Source organism: Salidesulfovibrio onnuriiensis (genome assembly GCF_008001235.1).
Classification (GTDB): Bacteria; Desulfobacterota; Desulfovibrionia; order Desulfovibrionales; family Desulfovibrionaceae; genus Pseudodesulfovibrio; species Pseudodesulfovibrio onnuriiensis.
Map to the genome: position 1 here is coordinate 3822148 of NZ_CP040751.1, position 21483 is coordinate 3843630.

Consider the following 21483-nt stretch of genomic DNA (forward strand, 5'->3'; position numbering starts at 1 on the left):
GCGGTCCCATGGGGCCGCCCTCAGTTTTTCCGGCAGGGAGGGGCCTAGCCGCGATCCACGGCCACCTGGTTGCGGCCCTGCCGCTTGGCCTCGTAGAGCGCCTCGTCGGCATGCTTGATCAGGGCGTCCGCAGACATGCCCATGACCGGCACCAACGAGGCGATGCCGATGCTGACCGTGACGACCTCCATGCCCTGGACCTTGGAAGCGGAATGGGGGATGGCCGCATGCAGCACCGCGTTACGAAACCGTTCGGCAATGGTTTCGGCATGGTCGAGCCCCGCGCCGCTGAGCAGCATGACGAACTCCTCGCCCCCGTACCGGGCGACCATGTCGCCGGGCCGCTGGGCAAAGTCGTGCTGGCCGAGAATCCCGGCCACCTTCTGCAGGCAGGCGTCCCCGCCCTGGTGGCCGTAGGTGTCGTTGAAAAGCTTGAAATAGTCGATGTCGATCATGAGCAGGGAGATATCAGCGCCCTGCCGCATGCAGCGCTTCCACTCCTGCTGCAGGCCCTGGTCAAAGGTCCCCCGGTTTGCGATCCCGGTCAGGGCGTCGGTGGTGGCCACCTTTTCCAGCTCCTCATAGGAACGCTCCAACTCGGCCTGGGCGTTTCGGAGCCGTTCCTCGGCCCGCACGCGCTCCACCACCTGCTCCTGCAACCGCTCGTTCAGCTGCATGAGACTCTCGGTGCGCTCCCGGACCTGGGTTTCCAGGACCGCCTGGTAGTGCTTGAGCCTGCGCATCCCCTTCTCGCGGGTGAACACGAGAAAGAACGTCAGCAGCAGCGAGGTGGCGGCCGTGGCTCCCAGCCCGCCCAGGATGACGTTGCGCGCCGTGACATACGGCTGCATGGCCTCGGAAACGTCGATCTGGGTGCACATCCCCACTTCCAGATTCTCCAGCCAGATCCAGGCCCCGAAGACCGGAACACCGCGATAGTCGCGGTAGCCCTCGGTGTTGACCCCGTCCGTGCCGGTGATGGCGGTTTCGGCCATGAGCGTCAGGGGGCGGTCCTGCTCCGCAAGAAGGGGCTGCAGCCCCAGGGTCATGTCCACGCCTGGATCGCCGGAACGCACGTGCAGTATGGACTGCTCGCCCGCGTCCAGCAGGCCCAGGGTCCGGAGCTGGTCGTCGAACCGGCTTTCCGAAAGCAGTATCCCCTTGCTGTCGAAGACATAGGTTTCCCCGCTTTCCCCGATCCGGCCGAGCCGCATCAGACGGCTGAAATCCAGGAGGGGGTCCAGGCGGATGGTGAACGCCGCGATAATGGCCCCGTTTTCGTCCCGCAGGGGGGTGGCCGCGAACATGGTGGGAATCTTCAGCCTCGGCTTTCTGCTGACGGTTCCCAGCCGGACATCGGAAATGATGGTGGGAATGATGAGCGATTCACCGGCAAAAACCCGCTTCAGCAGGTCCAGGCGCTGGTCGGCGATCAGGTTGCGGGTGCCGATGTTGACGTTGCGCATGGAGGCGACGCTGACATAGTCCGGGGCGATGATGAAAATGCCGAGATATCCCTGGCTCTCCAGCACGTCGCGGACCTCGTTGCGCAGCCGGTCCTGAATGCCGTCGCGCCGGATCAGCACGGAGGGTTCCCTGGGCAGGGCCAGAAGCTGCTTGGCCAGGGGCATGACACCCGGAGACGCGGCCAGGGCCCGGGCATCCTCCAGCCGCATGTCGGCCCAGAGCTGCATGCTTTCCTCCACGGTACTGACCACGGTGCGCAGGGTCTTGGCCGTGGCGGCGCGGGTCTTGGTCTCGATGACGTTCATGCCCTTGATGGCCACCAGAAAGACCGCGGCCAGAAACAGTGCCACCAGTATGGGCTCGCGCCATCGGAACAGTCCCTTGGACTTCATGCTCTCTCCTTGAATGGGCAGGGCCGCGGCGGTGTTGCCCGGCCGTTTCCGGAGCGTACCACAAGACAGGCCCGGTGTTCCGGGGCCGCGAAGATTTATAAAGCCCTTGAACCGCAAAAGCGGCCAGCGGCGATACGCCTAGGAAGCGGGCTGATACTTGTCGAGGAGCTTGTGGTAGACGCCGTCCGCGTGCATGGATTCCAGGGCCCGGTCCAGTTCCCCGGCCAGGGGCGCGGACTCGGGGCGCACCCTGGAAAAAATCAGATACAGGGGCTCGCTCGCGAGCTTGAGCTGGAAGTCCAGGCGGTCGGCGGCCTTCATCCTTTCGGCCAGATGGCGGATGACCAGTCCGTTGCCCAGCATGACGTCCACCCGTCCGTTGAGCAGCTTCCGGAGCAGCAGTTCGTCGCTCTTGCTCTCTTCCTTGTTCAGCCCTTCCATGGCGTCGAACCTGCGGTCATAGCCGTAGTCGCTGACCACGCCCACGGACAGGCGGTAGAGGTCCTTCAGGTCCCGGACCTTCACCCCGCTCCCCTTGAGGGAAATGACCCAGTTGGTCTCCAGGCTCAGGTACTGGGCGGGGTAGATGGAAAACTCTTCCCGCTCCGGCGTCTTGAACCCCGCGCACAGTGCGGTGATCTCGCCGTGCTCGACCCCGTAGAGGCTGCGCTTCCAGGTACGGCGCTCGTAGCGGTGCTTCCTGCCCATGCGGGCAAAGGCCTCGTCCAGCAGCTCGATATTCAGGCCGCGCGGCGTGACGCCCTCCCAGTAGTGGTATGGAGGATAGTTATCAAAGGCGATGACGCTCTCAACATCCCCGGCCAAGCCCGGCGCTGCCCAGGCCGCAAGCAGCGCAACCGGCAGCAGCCAGAGCAAAAACACGCGTGCAACCGCGTCACAACCAACAAGAAACATCCGCGATCCCGGTCCCATGAAAACCTGTCCTTTCTTGCCGCCCTTTATTCGACAGGGGCGTTGCAGGAATCCTCCCACGGCAGACGCACCGTGACGGTCGTCCCCTTGCTCTCTGTGGAGCGCATTTCGATTCCGCCCCCGTGCTGCCGGGCGATGAGCCGGGAGCTGTACGTCCCCAGCCCGGTGCCGCCGCTTTTCCCCTCGGTCACGTATTTATCGAAAAAATTCCGCCGGATCGAAGCGGGGACAACCCCTGCATTGTGGATGGAGACCCGGCATTCGGCCTCCACCTGCACGTCCACGGTAACCGGCTGCCCTTCGCTGGCCTCCACTGCGTTCTTCATCAGGTTGCTGAACATGGCAAACACGAGCGGCCGGTCCGCGCAGAGCAGCACCACATTGCCGTCCGGCGGCGCGCCGTCAAACGTCACATGGATGTCAATCGCCCTGTCCCGGCCGATCTGCAGGTGCTCCACGATGCCTTGCAGCAGTTCCAGGAGATCGAACTCAATCTTCTCGAAGTCGTAGGTTCCGGTTTCCAGCTTGTAGAGGTTGAGCGACTGGTTCACGAGATCGAGCATGATGGTTCCGGCGTCCTCCACGGTCTTGAGCAGCTCCACCTGGCGGGGGGTGAGGTTCTCGTCCTCGCGCAGGACCCGGGGAATGCCGATGATGCCCGAAAGCGGAGACTTGAGGTCGTGCCGGACGATCCGGCTCACATCCTCCTTGAGCTTGTCCAGGGCCTTGCGCCGGGTAACGTCGATGCCCACGCAGGTAAAGCCGCAGATATCCCCCAGAGAATCCCGGATGGCGCTCCCGATCCACTCGCTCCACTGGGCCACCCCGTCCGGCCTCGGAATCTCGGTTTCCAGCTCCAGGGGCTTGCCCGTGGCCAAAAACGTGTCGATCTTCAACTGCGCGGTTTCGGAAAGGTCCTTGCCTCCCAGGGCGAAGACCTCCCGAAGCCCCTTGCCCAGCAGGTCCGACTCCGAAACCCCGAGATGCTCGATGGCGAAACCATTGGCAAAGGCCACGGTCCCGGAGGCGTCCAAACGAAAGACCATGGAAAGGGAATTCTCCACCAGGCCCCGGTACAGGGCGCGGCTTTCCCGGAGTTCGGTTTCCAGCTGCTTGCGGCCGCTGATATCCCGGACAGAGGCCCGCACCCCCAGGAACACGCCCTGCTCCGATTCCACGGGAAGGCTGTTGTGGGCGATCCACCGGGTGTTCCCGTCCCTGTCCACGATCCTGCAGTCGAAATCCATGGGCTTGCGCATGTTTTCCAGGGCCGCCATGCGCATGGTCACGCCCTCGCGGTCATCGGGGTGGATCAGCCGGTTCATAAGCAGGGGATCCCGGAAGAAATCCTCCGGGGCGTATCCGCAGATGTCCTTGCATGCGGGGGAGACGTACAGATATTCCCCTTCCGGGGAGAGCCAGTATTCCCAGTCATGGGTGAACATGGCCACGGTGCGATAGCGTTCCTCGCTCCGCGCCAGCTTGCGGGCCGCCTCCTTCATGTCCCGGAGCAGGGGGCCGATGAAATAGATGCCGAAGAACACGAGCAGGGAGATCACAAGGCCGAGGATCTCGTAGGACAGTTCGGGGACGTCGCCGCTCCGGTAGATCTCATACAGGGTATGGGTGCGCCGGAAGGCCATGCTGAAGATCCCGGCCGAAAGCAGGGCCCAGGCCCAGCGCCGTTCCGTGGAGGCGATCAGCCTGAGAGCGAGAAATCCCGCGAGAAACTGCAGAATGGTCGATGCGATGACGATCAGTTCCATTGACACTCCCTGTATTCGCGCCCGGAAAGAGAAAGACACCACTTTGCACCCTACCCTCAAGCGGGCACCGTGTCACGACCATGATTGTTGATGGGGAGAAAGAATGGAAAGCCCAAAGGAAAAGGCCCGGGAGCGATCCCGGGCCCTTGTTGCATGATTGCCGGCAAGGCCGTCAGTGCAGGAGGTGGAAGACCTCCAGGGCCTCGGCCGGAGGCTGCGCCTCGATCCGCCGGTACTCGCGGCCGTCCGGAGTCCTGGAGACAAGCCCCAGGTCCACCATCCAGCGCCGGAGCATGGTGTGGTCGCAGAAGGTGTGGCCCAGCACCAGCCGTTCATCGAATTCCAGCTCGGACATGTCCTCCCGGGCAGGCAGCCTGGACCAGAGCACCCACAGGCACAGCACGCGCAGGCTGTGCTTCTTGGGCCAGCGGGTCAGCCTGCCGTCCAGGTCGAAATACCCGGCGGCCCGCTTCGCCCGCTTCAGATCGGCTTTTGCCTCGCCCTGCGGGGCGGAACCCGCGCGGGGGCGCTCCTGCCCGGCCTTCAGGTGCTGGAAATTCCTGAACCCTGCGGACTTGGCCAGCAGGTTCAGCATCTCCACATGGCTGGGGATATGCTCGGAATCGAGCAGGGTGCGGCGCAGGGAACGCGCCAATACGGAAACGTCGCCCACGTACAGGGGCATCGGGGTTCTTCCCATGGTTCAACCTCGCTTTCGCGCCTACCGTATGTATGGATTGCCGGTGGTCGCCGACTTCCGACTCGGCACGCTTACAAGGTGTCGGGTGGAAAAGGGATATGGCAGGTTTAGCTCCCCTTGCGGGGCGGCGACGCCTCGGTGAACTGCCGACCGGATTCCGGTGTAGTACAAACGGCCGCCCCATGCAAGTCGGGCATCTCAGGAACTCCCGTGGGCTAGCGCTCCATGTGCAGGAGAGGAAACGGCTTGCCCGAGCCGTCCAGCGCGGAACGGCCCGCAACCCTGAACCCCATGTGTTCGTAGAAGCCCACGGCGGCGGGGTTCTGCTCGTTGACGTCCACCTTGTCCGCGCCGAGCGTTTCCACGGCAAAGGTCAGCAGCAGCCTGCCCAGGCCCTTACCCCTGCTTTCGGGATCGAGAAAGAGCATCTCTATCTTCCCGTCGAGCACGCCCAGAAAACCGTGGATCTTCCCGTTCCCGTCCTTCAGGCAGTAGAGATCCACCGCCGCCAGGTATTCATTGAGAACCAGCGGCCGGAAAAACAGGATGTCCTCTTCGGACAAAAAATGGTGCGTGGCCCGGACAGAGGCCTCCCAGACGTCGGTGATTTCGGCGTGGTCCTGCTTCGCTGCCGCCACTATTTCCATGTTCATTTCCTGTGATCCTTTGTCATGAAGCCCTACCCTGCCGCAGACGCGGAAGGTCAGGCCGAATATCTGCGGCTCAACGCCCTGACCCTGTCGGCGGCCCGCTGAAGCCTTTCTTCCGGCAATTCCCCCGAATCAACGGCACGGACAATCCGAGCCGCCAGGGTGTCGAGCTTCCCGCCCTCGTCGCCCACGAGCAGCATTTCCGCACCGGCGTTCAATGCGTCCACAGCCACCTCGGCCACATCCCGTCCCAGCGAGGTGGCCGGAGCCTCCAGGCCGTCCGTCATGACCACACCGTCGAACCCGAACCGATCGCGCAGCAGGGCAATGGTGGCGGCGGATACCGAGGCCGGGCACTGCGGGTCCACGGCCTCGACAATGGCGGGCCCCAGCATGACCAGTTCCACGCCCGCATCCACGGCCTGCGCAAAAGCCCCCAACCCCGCCTCCACAACGGCCCGGGGAACACGGGACCGCGCCTCCGCCTCCTCGGCGGGGTCGAGCGCAATGTCTGCGTACCCGGGAAAATGCTTGGCCGTGGCCGCGACGCCATGCCGCTGCACCCCACGGATGAAGGCGGAGGAAAGGGCCCCGATGGCCGAGACATCCCTGGACCACGTCCTGTTCCTGAGCCAGGGATTCACCCCGGTCACGCAGTCCAGAATGGGGGAAAGAAAGCAGTTGATCCCGAGCCCCCTTGCAGTGGCGGCAACCCGCCCCGCAAGCGCCTCGAATTCCGTCTCCTCCATCCCGGCGAGCTTCGCGGCGGAGGGAAAGGCGGGCGCCAGCCCATGCAGCCTGCAGATACCGCAGATCTCCTGATCCACGGCAACGAGCAGGCTCCCGGCCAGCCCCTTTGCCCTGGCGGTCACTTCATGAAACGACTCTACGGTTTCCTCGGCCATGCGCCCGGGCGACATTTTCCTGGCCACGTATTCGCTCCGGGTCTCTCCCAGCAGGACCGAACAACCTCCGCTGGACAGATGCCGGTTCACGGCGTCGCTGAGAGACAGGTTCGAAAAGGCGGGGAAAAGCACTGCATGGGCGTTTTCCAAAAGCGTATGAGACATGGCAGCTCCTTGTACCGGTAGCAATCCCGAGGAGTTACAGCTCGAACGGCGTCAGGCTCTCAAACCCGGTTTCGGTGATGACGATGGTCTGCTCGAACTGGGCGGAAAGGGAGCCGTCCTTGGTGACGGCGGTCCAGCCGTCATCGAGCACCCGCACGTCCTTCTTGCCCAGGTTGACCATGGGCTCGACCGTGAAGGTCATGCCCGGCACGAGGGGCACGTTGCCCAGGCGGGAGCGGTAGTGCGGGACGTTGGGCGCTTCGTGAAACTCCAGCCCCACGCCGTGGCCCATGTATTCGCGCACCACGGAGCAGCCCTGGCCTTCGGCATAGGTCTGGATGGCGGAGGAAATGTCGTTGATGAGGTTGCCGGGCCTAGCCTGCTCAAGCCCGAGGCGCAGGCTTTCGCGCGCCACGTCCACGATCTTGCGGGCCTCCCGGGAAGGGGTGCCCACGAAATAGCTCTGGTTGCAGTCCGCATAGTAGCCGTCGAGAATGGAGGTGATGTCCACGTTGACGATATCGCCGTCCTTGAGCACGTAGCCGCCGGGAATGCCGTGGCAGACGACCTCGTTGGGCGAAACGCAGACGCTTTTGGGGAACCCGTGGTAATTCAGCGGGGCGGGACGCGCGCCGTTCCTGACGGTGAATTCGTGCACCACCCGGTCGATCTCCTCGGTCGCCACGCCCGGCCGGATCAGGTCCCTGACGGCGTCGAAGGTGCGCATGACCAGCTCGCCGCACCGGCGGATGCCCTCTATCTGTTCCGGCGTTTTCAGCCGGACGTTGTACCTGCCGAGAAGGCTCTGCAGATCCAGGCTCTCTTCCTGCCCCTTGTCCATGCAGCACTTCTTGTATTTCTTGCCGCTGCCGCACGGGCAGGGATCATTGCGTCCGATTTTGGTGTCCATGGCAGGTCCCCTGAATTATGATTATCGCAATTTGCAGCCGGGGGACGATACTTACAAAAAGATGGATCGTTGAAAAGGACTGAAAGGATTAAAAAAGCGGGGACGCAATCGCGCCCCCGCCCTGTCCGATATTTCCGCCGAATCCGCTAGTCCACCAGGCCCAGGTCGCGGGCATGGCTCAGGAGCACGTTGGCTGATTCGTGAAGCGTCCGGAACTCCTCCCGGTCGAGCAGGGTTTCCAGCACGGCCTCGACCCCGTTTTCGCCGATGACGCAGGGCATGGCCAGGCAGACGTCGGGCAGGTCGTGCAGCCCTTGCACCGAGGTGGAGACCGTGAGCACGCTCTTCTCGTCCTTGATGATGGCCTCGACAATGCGGCACAGGGCCACGCCGATGGCGTTGGAGGTCGCTCCCTTGCGGTCGATGACCTCGTAGGCGGCCCTGCGGACCTTGTTCAGGATATCCTCGCGGATCCCGGGAGTGAACGGGACCTTGCGCTGGGCAAAGAAACGCTCCAGGGGCACGCAGGAGACGTTTGCCTGGCTCCAGACCGCCAGCTCCGAATCCCCGTGCTCGCCGATGATGTGTGCGTGCACGCTGCGCACGTCCACGTCCAGCTTCTCGGCCAGCATCTGCCGGAAGCGGGAGCTGTCCAGCACCGTGCCCGAGCCGATGATCTTGTTGCTGGGCAGGCCCGTCTTCTTGAGCAGGTCCAGGGTCAGCACGTCCACGGGGTTGGAGGCCACGATGATGATGGGCTCCCCGCCCAGTTTCAGGATCTTCTCGGCAATGTCGTTCACGATCTTCACGTTGATCTTGAGCAGGTCCAGGCGCGTCTGGCCGGGCTTCTGGTTGGCCCCGGCCGTGATGACCACGATGTCCGCCCCGGCGCACTCCTCGTAGCCCCCGGCGGTGATCTCCATGGGGCCGATGAGCGGCAGCCCGTGGCGCAGGTCCATGGCCTCGCCCTCGGCGCGGGCCTGATCCAGGTCCACCAGCACCAGTTCGTTGACCAGCCGCTTGAGGGTCAGGGCATAGGCAAAGGCCGCCCCCACCATTCCGGTTCCGATAAGCGCCAGCTTCGTCCTTCTCGTCTTCATATCGCTCCCTCGTGTCCTGTTTTTTTGATTCAAACCCGGGGCAATTTTCAAAGGAAGGATAGCGTATCCAAAATAGTGGGAAAAGTAAGCCGGAAATGGATTTATTTTTGAAAGAAAAAAACAAGAGGACACCGGCCGTGCAGCCAGTGTCCCCTTCCTTTCCGGGAATGGTCCCGAAATCCGTGAAAACGCGCCGGGACTACGCCTTCTTGACCACCGAGGTCTTGAGCATCATGGCCCCGAACCCGTCGATCTTGCAGGAAATGTCATGCACGCCGTCCTCGGGCTCCACCAGCCTGATGTTCTTGACCTTGGTGCCCTTCTTGATGGCCGAGGAAGCGCCCTTGACCTTCAGGTCCTGAATGACAATGACCGTATCGCCGTCCGCCAGGACAGTGCCGTTGGCGTCCTTGTAGACCCGCTCGGCCGCGTCTTCGGCCTGAAATTCAAAACCACATTCCGGGCAAATGAGAATGCTGCCGTCGGAATACACGTATTCGGAATTGCACTGCGGGCAATTAGGTAACTTTTCCATAACTTTCCAATTGGTTGCGTTTATGATTCCCTGTTTCAGGGTGGCCTTCGCCGAAATGCGGGCCGATCAAAGCATAAAAAGCCCGGATGATCCACCCTTTCCGGGAGGCCGGAAACGGCGGGCCGTGCCGCTCCCCAGCGCCGCTATCGGAACACCCCGTCAAGCCAGTCGAACAGGACCTGGCCCACCAGGGCCCGGTTCTCCATGACGCAATGGTTGGTCGCGCCCTCGTCCGCCGGGGTGACGACCATTTTCTTCCTCGGATTGGGGAAACCCTCCATGGCCAGCGCCTGCTGCCGCTTGACCTCGTCGCTGGCGTAATCGTTTTCGCCCACGATGATCAGCGCGGGAACGCCCACTTGGTGAGGATCGAACGTGTTGCCCCTGTTGGCCCCCACCAGCCCGGCGGGGGTGTCCACGCCGTAACGCCAGCAGATGGAGCGCACCACATTGGCGTGGAAGGAGGTCCACGAGGCCATCTCGCTCTCGTCCGCGCCGGCCACGGGCATGGCGGCAAAGATGGGATGGGCGTCCACCACCGCGGAGTTCATGGCAATGGCCCGGATGCGCGGGTCGTGCTGCGCGGCCTGGGGCACGAAGAGCCCGCCGCCGCTGATGCCGTAGGCAGCGAACCTTTCCGGGTCCACCTCCTGACGGCCGAGCGCATAGTCCGCCACGGCCTTCATGGGCACGTAAGTATCGGTCCGGAAGACCTTGCCCTCGGCGGGCAGCAAGCCCTGGCCGGGCAGGTCCACGGTCATGAAATTGTACCCGCGCTCAAAGGCCTGTCGCGCGATGTAGAAATACAGGTCTTCGGCAAAGGTTTCGCCGCCGCCGATCATGAGCAGCGTCTTCCGGGGCCCGCCGTCGGCAAGGGCGGGCCGGAAATAGCCGGGCAGCACGGTGCCCTCGAACGGGATCTCGATGTATTCCACGGGCGGATCAAAGAGCTGGCCCGCCTTTTTCATCAGGGTCCGGCAGCGCCGCCCGCGCCTGAGCAGTTCCGGGTTGTCCGGCAACATGCCCAGCAGCGAGATCCTGTAGTAATAGGCCGCGCGCAGGAACTGCTCCCGGGCGCTCACCTCGTGCCCGCCGGAAAGGGCCTTTTCGCCCCGGGCCTCCACGCGGCGCGCCAGTCCGCACCACTGCTCGTGCCAGCCGGCCGCGTCCCCGTCCTCTATGCGCGAGGCCGCGTAAAAGGCCTCCCCGATGCCCACACCATGGTTCACCGCCGCACCCAGGACCAGGTTGCCGAAGTGAAAGTCCATGTCGCTGTCCTTGAACCGGTAGCTGAAGCTCATGCCGTGGGCGTCGAAATCCTTTTCGGCCTCATCGGCCACGGCCGCCTGGGCCAGGCAGAGCAGCAGGACAAGCACTGCCGGCAGGATCATCCGGAACCGTGCGCGAAACTCCATGGTCGTCCCCCTTTTGATGCGTTGCAGCAGGATTCACGTTCCCGGATAGCACCCGGCGGTTTTCCTGTACACCACATTAAAAAAGCCTCCGGCCCGTGTGGCCGGAGGCTTGGTGTGGGGGCGCGGGGCGGGAAGGAGGAGCCACTCCCGCCCCGGCTTTGGAGGTGTGTGGATGAATGCTATCTATGATTAATACCAAGTGGTTTCGCCTGCGAACAGGGAAACCCGCGTGCCCGCCCGGCCCTCGATGATCTCCGACAGGTCCTCGAGGGCGCCTATGACCGCGGTCTTGCGCGTCCTTTCGGCGAACTCGCAGGCGGCTTCGACCTTGGGCCCCATGGACCCCTTGGCAAAGTCGTATTCCCGGATGGCCTTGGGCGAGATCTCCCGGATGGGCGTGGCGCCCTCTTCCCCCCAGTTGGAGTAGACCCCGGACACGTCCGTCAGGATGATGAACATGTCGGCATCCAGGCCGCCCGCCAGCAGCGAGCCCACGCGGTCCTTGTCGATGACGGCCTCCACGCCGCTGATCTTCCCTTCCTCGACGTACATGGTGGGAATGCCGCCACCGCCGGAGCAGACCACGATGACCCCGTTGTCCACCAGCATCCTGATGGTGTCGATCTCGTAGATGCGCTTGGGAAGCGGGGACGGGACCACCCTGCGCCAGTACTCGTTGTCCGGCGCGATGCTCCAGCCGTACTCCGAGGCCAGCTGGTCGGCCTGCTCCCTGGAGTAGACCGGGCCGATGGGCTTCGTGGGGTTGTCGAAGGCGGGATCCCCGGGATCGACCTCCACCTGCGTCAGCAGGGTCGCGTACTTCCTGTCGGGAAGGCGGTTGCCCATCTCCTGCTCGATCAGGTAGCCGATCATCCCTTCGGACTGTGCGCCCAGGACGTCCAGGGGCCAGTCCGCAGGCTTGCCCATGGAGCTTGCCTGGAGCGCGAGCAGGCCCACCTGCGGCCCGTTGCCGTGGGTGATGACCAGCTCGTGCTCCCGGGCGATCTCGGACAGGGCGTCCGCCACAAGGGCGACGTTCTTGCGCTGGACCTCGGTATTCATTTCATCGCCGCGCTTGATGAGCGCGTTGCCGCCGAGTGCGACAACCACGCGCCGCACTTCATTTTCAGACTTCATGTGAAGATTCCTTTATTGAAACGTCCCGGCCCGCTCCCTGCCCATGGCGAGCCATGCACAACGAGCCGGGACAACTGGATAAACTGGTTCCATACGACCTATCGCGAAACCGTCCCGCCCGGGGCTAGGAATGGCTCTTGCGATAGAACAACACGCCGCACAGGGTGGTCAGGCCGGTGCCGATGACCAGGGTGCCGTGGTACAGCGGATCAAAGCCCTCGCCCGTGAAGAAGAGCAGGAAGCACCCCAGCGCGATGAAGGCAAAGCCGAGCCCGGCGGCCACGCACAGGCCGAACATGCCGCCCGGCACCTTGTACGGGCGCGGGGTGTCGGGATCGATGAGCCGCAGCTTGACCGCGGCCGGGAAGAGCCACAGGTAGGGCAGGAAGAAGACCAGGAAGCTGAAGGACAGGATCGTCCAGAAGGCGTCGTTGGCCCCCTCTCCCAGGGAGAAGTTGAGCACGATCAGCAGGGTGGAGATGACGCCCATGAGGATGTAGGAGTAATCCGGGGTGTCGTACTTGGCGTGCCTGTGGCCCAGGATCTTGGTCTTCTTGGTGAACTCGGCCTCGTCCAGCACCTCCACGCCGCCCAGGGTCCAGGAGATCATGTTGGCGACGAGGGTGAGCAGGGTGGCGGCAATGACGACGCTGAAGGCGATCTCCTGGCCGGGGCCGAAGATGCTGCACAGTTCCTTGATCGCGTAGAAGAAGCCATACAGCGGATCGAGCTCGTCCGCCGGGATGGCCACCAGCACGCCGAAGGTGCCGACGATATACAGACCGGCGATGAGGATACCGGCAAGGATGGTCATCTTGGGGATGTTCTTGCCGGGATCGTCGACCTGGGAGGCAATGGAGCTGATGAGCTCGAAACCGAGCAGGTTGTAGACGATGGCCGAGCTGTAGGCGACGGTGTCGAAGTTGAAATCGATGGCGAAGGAGGCGAGCGAGAAGTCGTTCGCAACGCCCTTGGTGGCGGCGTAGATCACGCCGAGCACGCCGAAGATGAGCAGGACGCTGACCTTGATAATGGCGGCTATATTTGTCATCGTGACGCTCAGGTCCGCGCCCTTGATGCCGATGGCGACGATCAGCCAGCACATGGCGATGGTGATTCCCGCCGACGGCCAGGTGCCCAGTTCGGGCGCAAAGGCCATGGAGAACCATGTGGTGAAGGCGATGAAGACCGCGGGCATCCAGAAGGCCACGTTGACCCAGTAGAACCAGGCCACCAGGGTCGCCTGGAATTCGCCGAAGGCGCGCTTCACCCAGAGATAGATGCCGCCGTCCTCGGGATAGGCCGCGCCGAGCTCGGCGTTGATCAGGCCGTAGGGAACGAAGAACAGGGCGGCGGTCAGCAGCCAGACCGAGATGGACGAAACGCCCATGACCGCCGGAGCAACAAACGTATCGAGCACCACGATACCGCACACGGTAAAGGATACCATCTTAAACAAGCTGACTTTCTTTTCTTCCATTGTATCAACCCCCGCCAGACTTGAGTGACAATCCGCAACAATCTCGTCAAAAAAAGCGCTGTTGCCCTTGTCTGGCTTTTGGTTAGGTCGTCGGCACCGCCTCAGAACGGTGCCGACGACTGCATTTCTACCCCAGCGGCTGCTGTTGCGTTATGCAGTGGATGTTGCCGCCGCCAAGGATGATCTCCCTGGCGTAGATGCTCACGATCTTCCTGTCCGGGAAGACCTTCCGCAGCGTTTCCACGGCAGCCCTGTCGTGCACGTCATCGCCGAAAACCGGCAGGATGACCGCTCCGTTGGCAATGTAGAAGTTGGCGTAGGACGCGGCCTGCCGGTCCCCTTCCACCCTGGGCAGCGTGCCGTCCACGGAATCCACGCCCTGGCTTTCCTCCTTGGTGATCAGCACTTCATCCGGAATGTGGATCTTGTGGATCTCCAGCTTGCGCCCCCTGGCGTCGGTCTCCCCTTCCAGGTAATCCAGGGCGGCCTTGGAGAGCGGGTACTGGGGATCGTTCTCGTCGTCGGTCCAGGCCAGCACCAGCACGCCCGGCGCGCAGTAGTGGACGATGTTGTCCACGTGCTCGTTGGTCTCGTCCAGATAGATGCCGTTGGGAAGCCAGAGGACCTTTTCCACGCCGAGGTAGTCCCTGAGCGTGTTCTCGATCTCATGTTTTGTCAGGTCCGGGTTACGGCTTTCGTGCAGCAGGCAGGCCTCGGTCACGATGGCGGTGCCGTCGCCGTCGGTGTGGATCGAGCCGCCCTCCAGGATGAAGGACTCCAGGCTGTAGTAGTCCTTGCCCTCCATCTCGCAGACCTTCACGGCAACCTTGTCGTCCTTGTCCCACGGGAAGTAGAGGCCGTCCACGAGCCCGCCCCAGGCATTGAAGCGCCAGTCCACGCCGCGCACGTCACCCTTGCCGTTGACCACGAAGGTGGGGCCCACGTCGCGCATCCAGGAGTCGTCGGACGACATCTCCACCACGCGCACCCGGGGGCTCAGGACCTCCTTGGCGGCCATGTACTGCCGCTCGGAAACGCACATGGTCACCGGCTCGTGCTCGGCGATGGCCTCGGCGACCTCGGCAAAGGCCTTCTGGGCGGGCTTGGCCCCGTTGCGCCAGTTGTCCGTGCGCTCGGGCCAGATCATCCAGCAACCTGCATGGGGCTCGAACTCACCGGGCATCCGGTAGCCGTCGGCCCTGGGCGTGCTGTCAATTTTCTTGGACATATCCAATCTCCGTTTACAGGGTTTTCAGAAAATCCCTGATCTTGGTTTCGTGAGCCTTCCTCACTTCCTCGGTCGGCTCCGGGGTGAACTTGTGGGTGAAGTAGACGAGAATGGCCATCTGCGCGGTCAGGCGGTTTTCGGCCTCGTCAAAGGCCACGGAATGGGGGCCTTCAAGAGCGCCTCGGGTCACTTCCTCCTTGTCGTTGGCGGGCAGGCAGTGAAGCAGCAGCGCGCCCGGCTTGGCCTTGGCCATGAGTTCCTCGGTGATGACGTAGTCGGGCATGAAGGCGGCGAGGCGTTCTTCCTTTTCGTCGGTCTGGGTGACCCAGTAGAAGCTGTCGCCGTAGATGACGTCGCATTCGCGAACCTTTTCCACATCCTCGGTGATCTCGTAGGAAGCGCCGGTCTCCTTGCAGAACTCGTCCGCCAGGTCGAGCCATTCCTGCTGCATGTGGTATTTCTTGGGGCCGATCTGCTTGAAGTTCATGCCGTACTTGGTGCAGGTCAGCAGCAGGGAGCGGCAGACGTCGGTGGCGTCGCCCATGAAGGCCAGGGTCAGGTCGGAGAGCTGGCGGCCGTCGGTGATGTGCTCCCTGATGGTGAACAGGTCGGCGAGCATCTGGGTCGGGTGGAAACGGGTGTCCAAGCCGTTGATGACGGGCACGGTGGACATCTTGCAGAGGGCGTCGATAGTGCCGGGGTCGTTGGTCCGGGCCATGATGATGTCACACATGCGAGAAAGAACCCGGGCCGTGTCGTCGATGGATTCCTTGCCGCCGCCGAGGTGGATGTCCCTGGGGGACAGGAACAGGCCGTGCCCGCCGAGCAGGGTCGCGGCGACCTCGAAGGAGATCCTGGTCCGGGTGGAACCGGCCTCGAAGATCATGGCCACGGACTTGTCCTTGAACAGGTGGGGGATGGCGTTGTCCTTCCGGGCCTGCTTGAGCATGGCCATGAGCTCCATCATGCCGTCCATTTCGGCGGTGGTGAAGTCCTTCATGGAAATCATATGGCGCATGTTCTTCTTTTCCAGATTGGTTGCGCTGGAAGATGGTTTTTTCATTTTAATTCTCCTTGAACCTTTGAATCATAATCTCGTACTTGCCTGTGCCGGCAGCACCCACGGGCTGTGCACCGCCCATACCGCGCCGCCGTTATGAAAACCCCGAGATCAACTGGGGTGTTTTCCTAAAAGTAAAGACTCTCCAGACTCTCCGTTCTGGCGCGCTCCCTGGTGAGCGCCGAAACCACGACGATCAGGGCCAGGTTGACCAGGGGCGGCACCAGGGTGAAGAACTCCCAGGGTTCGGGGATGATCGACCCCTGCCAGAGGCACCCGGCCAGGTTCACCAGAACGCCGCCGACCATACCGGCAATCACGCCGTGGGCGGTCACCCACCGGGCCTTGAGAGCGAGGACAAAGGGGAAAAACAGGACACCCAGCTGCAGGGTGAATGCGAAGATGGTCAGCTCGTAGATGAAGCTGCAGACCAGGCCGACGCCCACGGAGAGCACCCCCACGGTGACGACGAAGAACTTGGTCGCGCGCAGCATGGCGGCATCGTCATCTTCCAGCAACTTACCGGTCATGCTGGCCTTGAGCGGCTTGTAGATGTCGTTGGAGAACAGGACGGCCGTGGCGAAGAGCGAGGTGCTGGCGCTCGAGAGCACCGCCGCGATGAGCGAGGCCACGAAGACGCCGAGCCCCACCGGGCCGAGAAGGGCCTTGGCCATGTACGGGACCAGCAGCTCGCTGTCATGGGCGAACTGGCTCGCGTCCAGGGTGCCGTCGCCCACCAGGGCGATGCCGATGAGGGCGATGACGATGGGGATGAAGCCCACGGTCCAGTAGAGGCTGCCGGCGATGATCATGCCCTTGTAGGCGGTCCTGGAATCCTTGGCGATGAATGCCCGCTGGGCGATGTCCGGGCTGGGTATGTTGCCCAGGCTCATCCCCGCCCACATGGCCAGGTAGCTGACCCAGCCCATGGGGCTCCTGTCACGCGGCAGGATGTTCCAGTATCCGTCAGGGGCGACGGCCAGGACATGTTCCACCCCGCCCGCGGCGGAGAACCCGGCCGCAAGGATGGCCAGCAGGCCGATGAAGATGATGACCATCTGGACGGCATCGGTCCAGACAACCGCGACAAGGCCGCCCATATAGGTGAAGAGGACGACGACCAGCGCCGCCCCCAGGAATGCGACCGTGAAATCGATCCCGAACAGGACGTTGACGATTTTCCCGATGGCCAGCAGTTGGACCGCGGTCCAGACCACATAGGTGGGAATCATCAGGGCGGAGGCCAGATAGCCGGTCCCGGTCCCGAACCGACACTTGTAGAGCTCGCCCACGGAGCGGATCTTGAGCCCGCGCAGGATCCTGACAAAGAAGACGCCGACAAGGATCAGGGACAGCCCGGCGGCAAAGGGGTCCTCGACCACGCCGAAAATGCCTTCGTCATAGGAGGCCCCGGTGGCCCCGATGATGACGCCCCCTCCCCAGAAGGTCGCGAACAGGGTCCCGACGATCAGGGGCAGCCCCGCGCCCCTGCCTGCGACCATGTAGTCCTCCGACGTCTTTATCCGCCGGGACGCCAGCTTGCCCACGGCAATGACGCCGAGCAGAAAGACCGCGACTATGAGTAAAGGTATCAAGCTATCCGGATCCATGTATGGCGACCCTCGAATACAGGTTAGAACCCCTTGGAACGTCCGCTTTACTTCAACTACATGACCACCAAATACTATTCAGATACACTTTTGTCAACATAGTTGTTGCCATTTCGACACTTCTTATGTCCGATTCGGACACACAAAAGTCCAAAGTGGGCAAAAATGAACCATTATCTTTGACAAGCGCGTCCGATTATGCAACAGTCGATCCCTGTTGGCGCACATAAGCGCCACCCGACCGAGCCACGAATAAGGAGACTGAAATTGTCTGAACGGATAAAGAACTTTGACAAAACCGACTTCAAGATCATCAAGGAGCTTTCCAAGGACGCCCGGATGCCGGCCGCCAAGATCGCCGCAAACACGGGCATCAACGAACGGACCATTCGCCGCAGGCTGAACCACCTGGTCGACTCCGGCGCGGTCAGGATCACGACCATCGTTGCTCCGGACATGTTCGGCTATCACTCCATCGCCGACATCAACCTGAAGGTCGACCCCGAGGTCTATGACAGCTTTGTCGAGGACTGTAAGAACAACCCCAATGTCTGCTACATCGCCTCCGGATGGGGAAAGGCCAACCTGGCCATCGAAACCCGCTTCCTGAACAACGAGGAGATGTACGACTTCATCAACGCCACCCTGCCGCAGATCGAGGGCGTCGAGGTCGTGAACTTCTTCATCATCCCCAAGATCATCTACAATATAGACGAATGGCTGCCCGTGGAGAGCGACTTCAAGGACTGAGCCGCGTCACCCCGGAACAAGAAAAGGCCCCGCTCCATCTGGATCGGGGCCTTTTTTTCGGTGGCCAGGGCAAAGGGGCTCCCGGTTGCACGATAAACAGTTCGCCTCCCCCCAAGGAGATCTTATCATCAACTCCACAGCCTATCGCTCCTGCTTACGCCATTTTTCAACGATATCATCAACATCTAGATCATCAGGGCCGGTGATCCATTTATCATGAAAATCAACATCATTACTATTGGGTTCAGGACTTGGCTGATCTATTTTGATTCGTGTTGGTAGAGGAACAGCTTCACCTAATGCCAAGGACTCCCCACGTCCAAGCCCAGCAAGAATAGAAATCAAATCCCGTTCAGCTTCCGGGACAAGATTCCTTACATAATTTTGGTCGCTTGGGTTGGTGATCCTTAAGCACAGGAACGTCCCACATTGGGCAAGGACCGTTTCTGATACTTCATGGGGCCTCTGGCTAACAACCCCCAATCCTACACCATACTTCCTGCCTTCCTTAGCTATCCGCTCCATTGACTTGCGCGCTCCCGCGAACTGAGCCGAAGAAGAGCGAGGAATGTAGTTGTGCGCCTCTTCACAAATGAGAAGCAGGGGGAAATTACGATACTCAGGATTCCAATAGTTAAACTCAAAAGCCAACCGCCCTATCTGGGCCGCAACCGTAGGTCTCACATCAAAAGGAACCGAAGAAAGGTCAACGATAGTCACCTGTCTTTTTGGCTCTCCCAATCCCACAAAATCACGCAGCAGGGCAGCAAGAGAATCGGATGTGGTCCGTACCTGAGGCTTCAACAGAAAGTCGTAGCGGACATCATTCATTCGGCTCTCAAGGCGAGTAACAAACCTGTCAAAAACGCCATAGTTGGGACCATTCTTGGGCCCCCTTTGCCCCTGCACTTTCCGATTATTTTCTGCATCAATTAATGCAAGGAGTTCGTCTATAGAGAAATACACAGGGGTATCGACAGTTACCCTGCTCAATCCAAGCGGTCCCATTTCTCGCTCTCTAAGTTGACGCAAGGTGTCTCTAAAAAAAGCAACCTGATTATGTGCCGTAAACTCAGTATGATCTATCAGGAGATCACAAAGCTCAGCGTAGGTCATCAACCAATAAGGCATTTCCAATTCTCTAGCGTCGATACTTCTAACGACGTCAGAATCAAAGGCATAACACGCTTCATTGTTTTGATCTTTCCAGCAATATTCACCATGAAGATCAAGAACAATGATATGAGCTTTGGGCATGACCTTGACCGCCTTTTGTATCACGGATGCCACGGTCCAAGATTTACCCGCACCCGTTTGCCCAAGAATGGCAAAGTGACGGCCAAACATTGAGGAAGGGTCCAAAAACACCCTTAAATCTGGATTCGATGCCAATGTTCCGAGGCTGTACCCTTTCGCACTAAAGTCGGAAAAGATCACATTAACGTCCTCCGAGCTAACCGCGTGAACCTCGGCTCCAGTCGTTGGGTAAACAGAAACCCCTCTCTCAAATTTACCAGCACCATCGAACGAACCAATCGGAATCAGGCTGAGGGTTCTTTGAGCAAAAGTTGTCATCAATGCTTCACCGCCCCCGCCTTTCTCCATGGGAACAAGCTTCTCCGCCTCAGACATCCGGGATACCAAAGCAAGGAGGCGTGTATCGCCTTGCACCACGGAGACGTATGAACCTATTTGGCCGACAAGAATGTCCTTATCTCCTATGGTGACAGCGGGGACACAATCTTGTTGCTCGTCAACCACTTTGGCTAGCAAGGCATCACCTTTAACATCCACGATATGCCCAATCAGGGTCTTACATTCACCGCTCATCATTACACCTCATTGCAAATAACCTGGAAATCCCACAAAGAAGGGTGCCCTTCCACAACATCACCAATCAAAGAACACCGATCTTGAGTCACGATAATTACATTGCGATATGCACTCCAACGTCCGAAAGCCTCATCGTCTAAGCTTCTAGAGAAGACCAACAAAGTAAAATCGTCGCGCCCAAGAGCATTAGCGAGTACGTCATTAACATGCTCATCCTTCATACCGTAGCCAATCACAGCCAGACGATTTAACAACTCTGGTCCATGGGCAAGTCGCATCCTAAAAACACTCCACAAAGCCGAATAAGGCTGGGAGGTTACATCCGAAGCTTTCCTGTACTGAGGCGGAACCATTAAATGCCGCGCGTGATCTGGACAGTCGCAAGAGTAGGAGCATCGGCGCAGCCCAATGTCCTCATAATCAAACCACCCCACAGACCCATGCAGCTTGATTAGGTGAAATGTATCTTGAATCGGGCGAGCAACTGCCCCCCTGCCCCCAGCTTGTTTTGCGTATGCTAATCGCGAAAACACGTTCCCATCAAAAAAGGCTTTCTCAGCCCCCCAAAAACCATCCACAAGCTTAACCCCGGCCATCTCTGCTGCCCGTTCAACCAGTGGGTCATAGTTCAATGAGAAGACAGGATTCGGAAAACCGTTTCGACGAGAAACTATCCGGGTTACAAATTCGACATGCGACTCAAGTGAGGGCGCTATACCAAGAAAGACTTTCGCAATTGCATTGGTGACAGAAACTCGGTGAGGCGACTCCACTACGCCGCCGTCATCAAGCAAATCCAAAGCATGCTCTATCCCCCAAGCCCCCTCATCAAGTTTTCGAGCAATATCATTGCACTCGGCTTCTGGGAGGACTGGCTTGACCAAATCCCACAACCCAGCAGCGAGAGGGTAGCCCCCGCCGGCCAAATAGGATGAGCCTGCCCCAAGCAAATATCCTACATTTCGCGAAGCGAGCTGTCGCTTCACGGCCTCTTCAACTGCTTCCTTGTTCACGTTTTGACCTGCTTATTGTGCAAAAATTTTATAATTAGCCAAACGCCCACGCCTCTCATTGACGAAGTCAATCGATCATCCGATACCATGTGAACGACTCGAAGTCAGTATCCTTATATGGATGCTAATAGCTTTGAAAAATTCAACTTTCCCCATAATATTGACCGCTTTGGAACCAACCAAACACTGACTAAATATTGACACTTAAATTATAAAGCAAAAATACTGTAATTCCTCCCCGTTCAGCTATTGGGGGTATACAAAGGTTTCGGAACAAGATGAGGATTTACCAACTCAACAAATTTACTGCCAAAGGTGAAGCCATTGCTGCCCCAAAAGAATTATTGAATTTAAAATCGGCGAGATAATCAAAACGTAACGCAAAATCAAAATCCATTGGCAAATCATATCAAATAGAAGTGGTCCAACAAAGT

General features: G+C 60.4%; 18 protein-coding genes. 1 reads left to right on the top strand and 17 read right to left on the bottom strand.

Annotation, left to right across the window (positions count from 1 at the left end; all coding sequences use genetic code 11):
* Positions 1-44 precede the first annotated feature (44 nt).
* The 15 genes from FGL65_RS17775 to FGL65_RS17845 form a co-directional block, all read right to left on the bottom strand.
* Complete coding sequence (locus FGL65_RS17775) at positions 45-1859, bottom strand: sensor domain-containing diguanylate cyclase (RefSeq protein WP_147822579.1); 1815 nt, start codon at positions 1857-1859, stop codon at positions 45-47.
* Between the two features lie 138 nt (positions 1860-1997).
* Positions 1998-2741, bottom strand: a complete 744-nt coding sequence (locus FGL65_RS17780; RefSeq protein WP_187170452.1) for a substrate-binding periplasmic protein — start codon at positions 2739-2741, stop codon at positions 1998-2000.
* A gap of 77 nt (positions 2742-2818) precedes the next feature.
* Positions 2819-4558, bottom strand: a complete 1740-nt coding sequence (locus FGL65_RS17785) for a sensor histidine kinase (RefSeq protein WP_147822581.1) — start codon at positions 4556-4558, stop codon at positions 2819-2821.
* 172 nt (positions 4559-4730) lie between these two features.
* On the bottom strand, positions 4731-5258 hold the full coding sequence (locus FGL65_RS17790; protein WP_147822582.1) for a DUF2087 domain-containing protein: 528 nt from the start codon (positions 5256-5258) through the stop codon (positions 4731-4733).
* A gap of 215 nt (positions 5259-5473) precedes the next feature.
* The gene (locus FGL65_RS17795) at positions 5474-5905 is read right to left on the bottom strand and encodes a GNAT family N-acetyltransferase (RefSeq protein ID WP_222705776.1); all 432 of its coding nucleotides are present in this window, start codon (positions 5903-5905) and stop codon (positions 5474-5476) included.
* A gap of 56 nt (positions 5906-5961) precedes the next feature.
* Positions 5962-6978: a glycoside hydrolase family 3 N-terminal domain-containing protein gene (locus FGL65_RS17800; protein ID WP_147822584.1), complete on the bottom strand. Its 1017-nt coding sequence runs from the start codon at positions 6976-6978 to the stop codon at positions 5962-5964.
* A gap of 34 nt (positions 6979-7012) precedes the next feature.
* Positions 7013-7888: a type I methionyl aminopeptidase gene (map, locus tag FGL65_RS17805; protein WP_147822585.1), complete on the bottom strand. Its 876-nt coding sequence runs from the start codon at positions 7886-7888 to the stop codon at positions 7013-7015.
* Positions 7889-8034: 146 nt separating this feature from the next.
* On the bottom strand, positions 8035-8988 hold the full coding sequence (locus tag FGL65_RS17810) for an L-lactate dehydrogenase (protein ID WP_147822586.1): 954 nt from the start codon (positions 8986-8988) through the stop codon (positions 8035-8037).
* Between the two features lie 199 nt (positions 8989-9187).
* Complete coding sequence (locus FGL65_RS17815; protein ID WP_147822587.1) at positions 9188-9523, bottom strand: zinc ribbon domain-containing protein YjdM; 336 nt, start codon at positions 9521-9523, stop codon at positions 9188-9190.
* A gap of 143 nt (positions 9524-9666) precedes the next feature.
* On the bottom strand, positions 9667-10938 hold the full coding sequence (locus FGL65_RS17820) for an alpha/beta hydrolase family protein (protein WP_187170453.1): 1272 nt from the start codon (positions 10936-10938) through the stop codon (positions 9667-9669).
* A 189-nt stretch (positions 10939-11127) separates the two neighbouring features.
* Complete coding sequence (arcC, locus tag FGL65_RS17825; protein WP_147822588.1) at positions 11128-12075, bottom strand: carbamate kinase; 948 nt, start codon at positions 12073-12075, stop codon at positions 11128-11130.
* Between the two features lie 124 nt (positions 12076-12199).
* The gene (locus FGL65_RS17830) at positions 12200-13555 is read right to left on the bottom strand and encodes an APC family permease (RefSeq protein ID WP_147822589.1); all 1356 of its coding nucleotides are present in this window, start codon (positions 13553-13555) and stop codon (positions 12200-12202) included.
* Positions 13556-13682: 127 nt separating this feature from the next.
* On the bottom strand, positions 13683-14783 hold the full coding sequence (gene aguA / locus FGL65_RS17835; protein ID WP_147822590.1) for an agmatine deiminase: 1101 nt from the start codon (positions 14781-14783) through the stop codon (positions 13683-13685).
* Positions 14784-14796: 13 nt separating this feature from the next.
* Positions 14797-15846 carry an ornithine carbamoyltransferase gene (gene argF / locus FGL65_RS17840; RefSeq protein ID WP_147822591.1) on the bottom strand — a complete coding sequence of 350 codons (1050 nt, stop codon included), beginning with the start codon at positions 15844-15846 and terminating at the stop codon, positions 14797-14799.
* A 125-nt stretch (positions 15847-15971) separates the two neighbouring features.
* Positions 15972-17438, bottom strand: a complete 1467-nt coding sequence (locus tag FGL65_RS17845) for a sodium:solute symporter family transporter (RefSeq protein ID WP_187170454.1) — start codon at positions 17436-17438, stop codon at positions 15972-15974.
* A 282-nt stretch (positions 17439-17720) separates the two neighbouring features.
* Here FGL65_RS17845 and FGL65_RS17850 point away from each other — a divergent pair, with 282 nt between their 5' ends.
* Complete coding sequence (locus tag FGL65_RS17850) at positions 17721-18203, top strand: Lrp/AsnC family transcriptional regulator (RefSeq protein ID WP_187170455.1); 483 nt, start codon at positions 17721-17723, stop codon at positions 18201-18203.
* A 141-nt stretch (positions 18204-18344) separates the two neighbouring features.
* Here FGL65_RS17850 and FGL65_RS17855 read toward each other — a convergent pair whose 3' ends face one another.
* A complete protein-coding gene (locus FGL65_RS17855; protein ID WP_222705777.1) occupies positions 18345-20036 on the bottom strand; it encodes an ATP-binding protein in 1692 nt (563 codons plus the stop codon).
* Entirely contained in the window at positions 20036-21049 is a 1014-nt protein-coding gene (locus FGL65_RS17860) for an SIR2 family protein (RefSeq protein ID WP_147822594.1), read from the bottom strand. Before FGL65_RS17860 ends, FGL65_RS17855 begins: the two co-directional genes overlap by 1 nt.
* Positions 21050-21483 lie beyond the last annotated feature (434 nt).

Bases quoted from the DNA above. Each gene is read 5' to 3' on its own strand.
- FGL65_RS17775 (WP_147822579.1), bottom strand. From the start codon at position 1,859: ATGAAGTCCAAGGGACTGTTCCGATGGCGCGAGCCCATACTGGTGGCA.
- FGL65_RS17785 (WP_147822581.1), bottom strand. From the start codon at position 4,558: ATGGAACTGATCGTCATCGCATCGACCATTCTGCAGTTTCTCGCGGGA.
- FGL65_RS17790 (WP_147822582.1), bottom strand. From the start codon at position 5,258: ATGGGAAGAACCCCGATGCCCCTGTACGTGGGCGACGTTTCCGTATTG.
- FGL65_RS17795 (WP_222705776.1), bottom strand. From the start codon at position 5,905: ATGGAAATAGTGGCGGCAGCGAAGCAGGACCACGCCGAAATCACCGAC.
- FGL65_RS17800 (WP_147822584.1), bottom strand. From the start codon at position 6,978: ATGTCTCATACGCTTTTGGAAAACGCCCATGCAGTGCTTTTCCCCGCC.
- map (WP_147822585.1), bottom strand. From the start codon at position 7,888: ATGGACACCAAAATCGGACGCAATGATCCCTGCCCGTGCGGCAGCGGC.
- FGL65_RS17810 (WP_147822586.1), bottom strand. From the start codon at position 8,988: ATGAAGACGAGAAGGACGAAGCTGGCGCTTATCGGAACCGGAATGGTG.
- FGL65_RS17815 (WP_147822587.1), bottom strand. From the start codon at position 9,523: ATGGAAAAGTTACCTAATTGCCCGCAGTGCAATTCCGAATACGTGTAT.
- FGL65_RS17820 (WP_187170453.1), bottom strand. From the start codon at position 10,938: ATGGAGTTTCGCGCACGGTTCCGGATGATCCTGCCGGCAGTGCTTGTC.
- arcC (WP_147822588.1), bottom strand. From the start codon at position 12,075: ATGAAGTCTGAAAATGAAGTGCGGCGCGTGGTTGTCGCACTCGGCGGC.
- FGL65_RS17830 (WP_147822589.1), bottom strand. From the start codon at position 13,555: ATGGAAGAAAAGAAAGTCAGCTTGTTTAAGATGGTATCCTTTACCGTG.
- aguA (WP_147822590.1), bottom strand. From the start codon at position 14,783: ATGTCCAAGAAAATTGACAGCACGCCCAGGGCCGACGGCTACCGGATG.
- argF (WP_147822591.1), bottom strand. From the start codon at position 15,846: ATGAAAAAACCATCTTCCAGCGCAACCAATCTGGAAAAGAAGAACATG.
- FGL65_RS17855 (WP_222705777.1), bottom strand. From the start codon at position 20,036: ATGATGAGCGGTGAATGTAAGACCCTGATTGGGCATATCGTGGATGTT.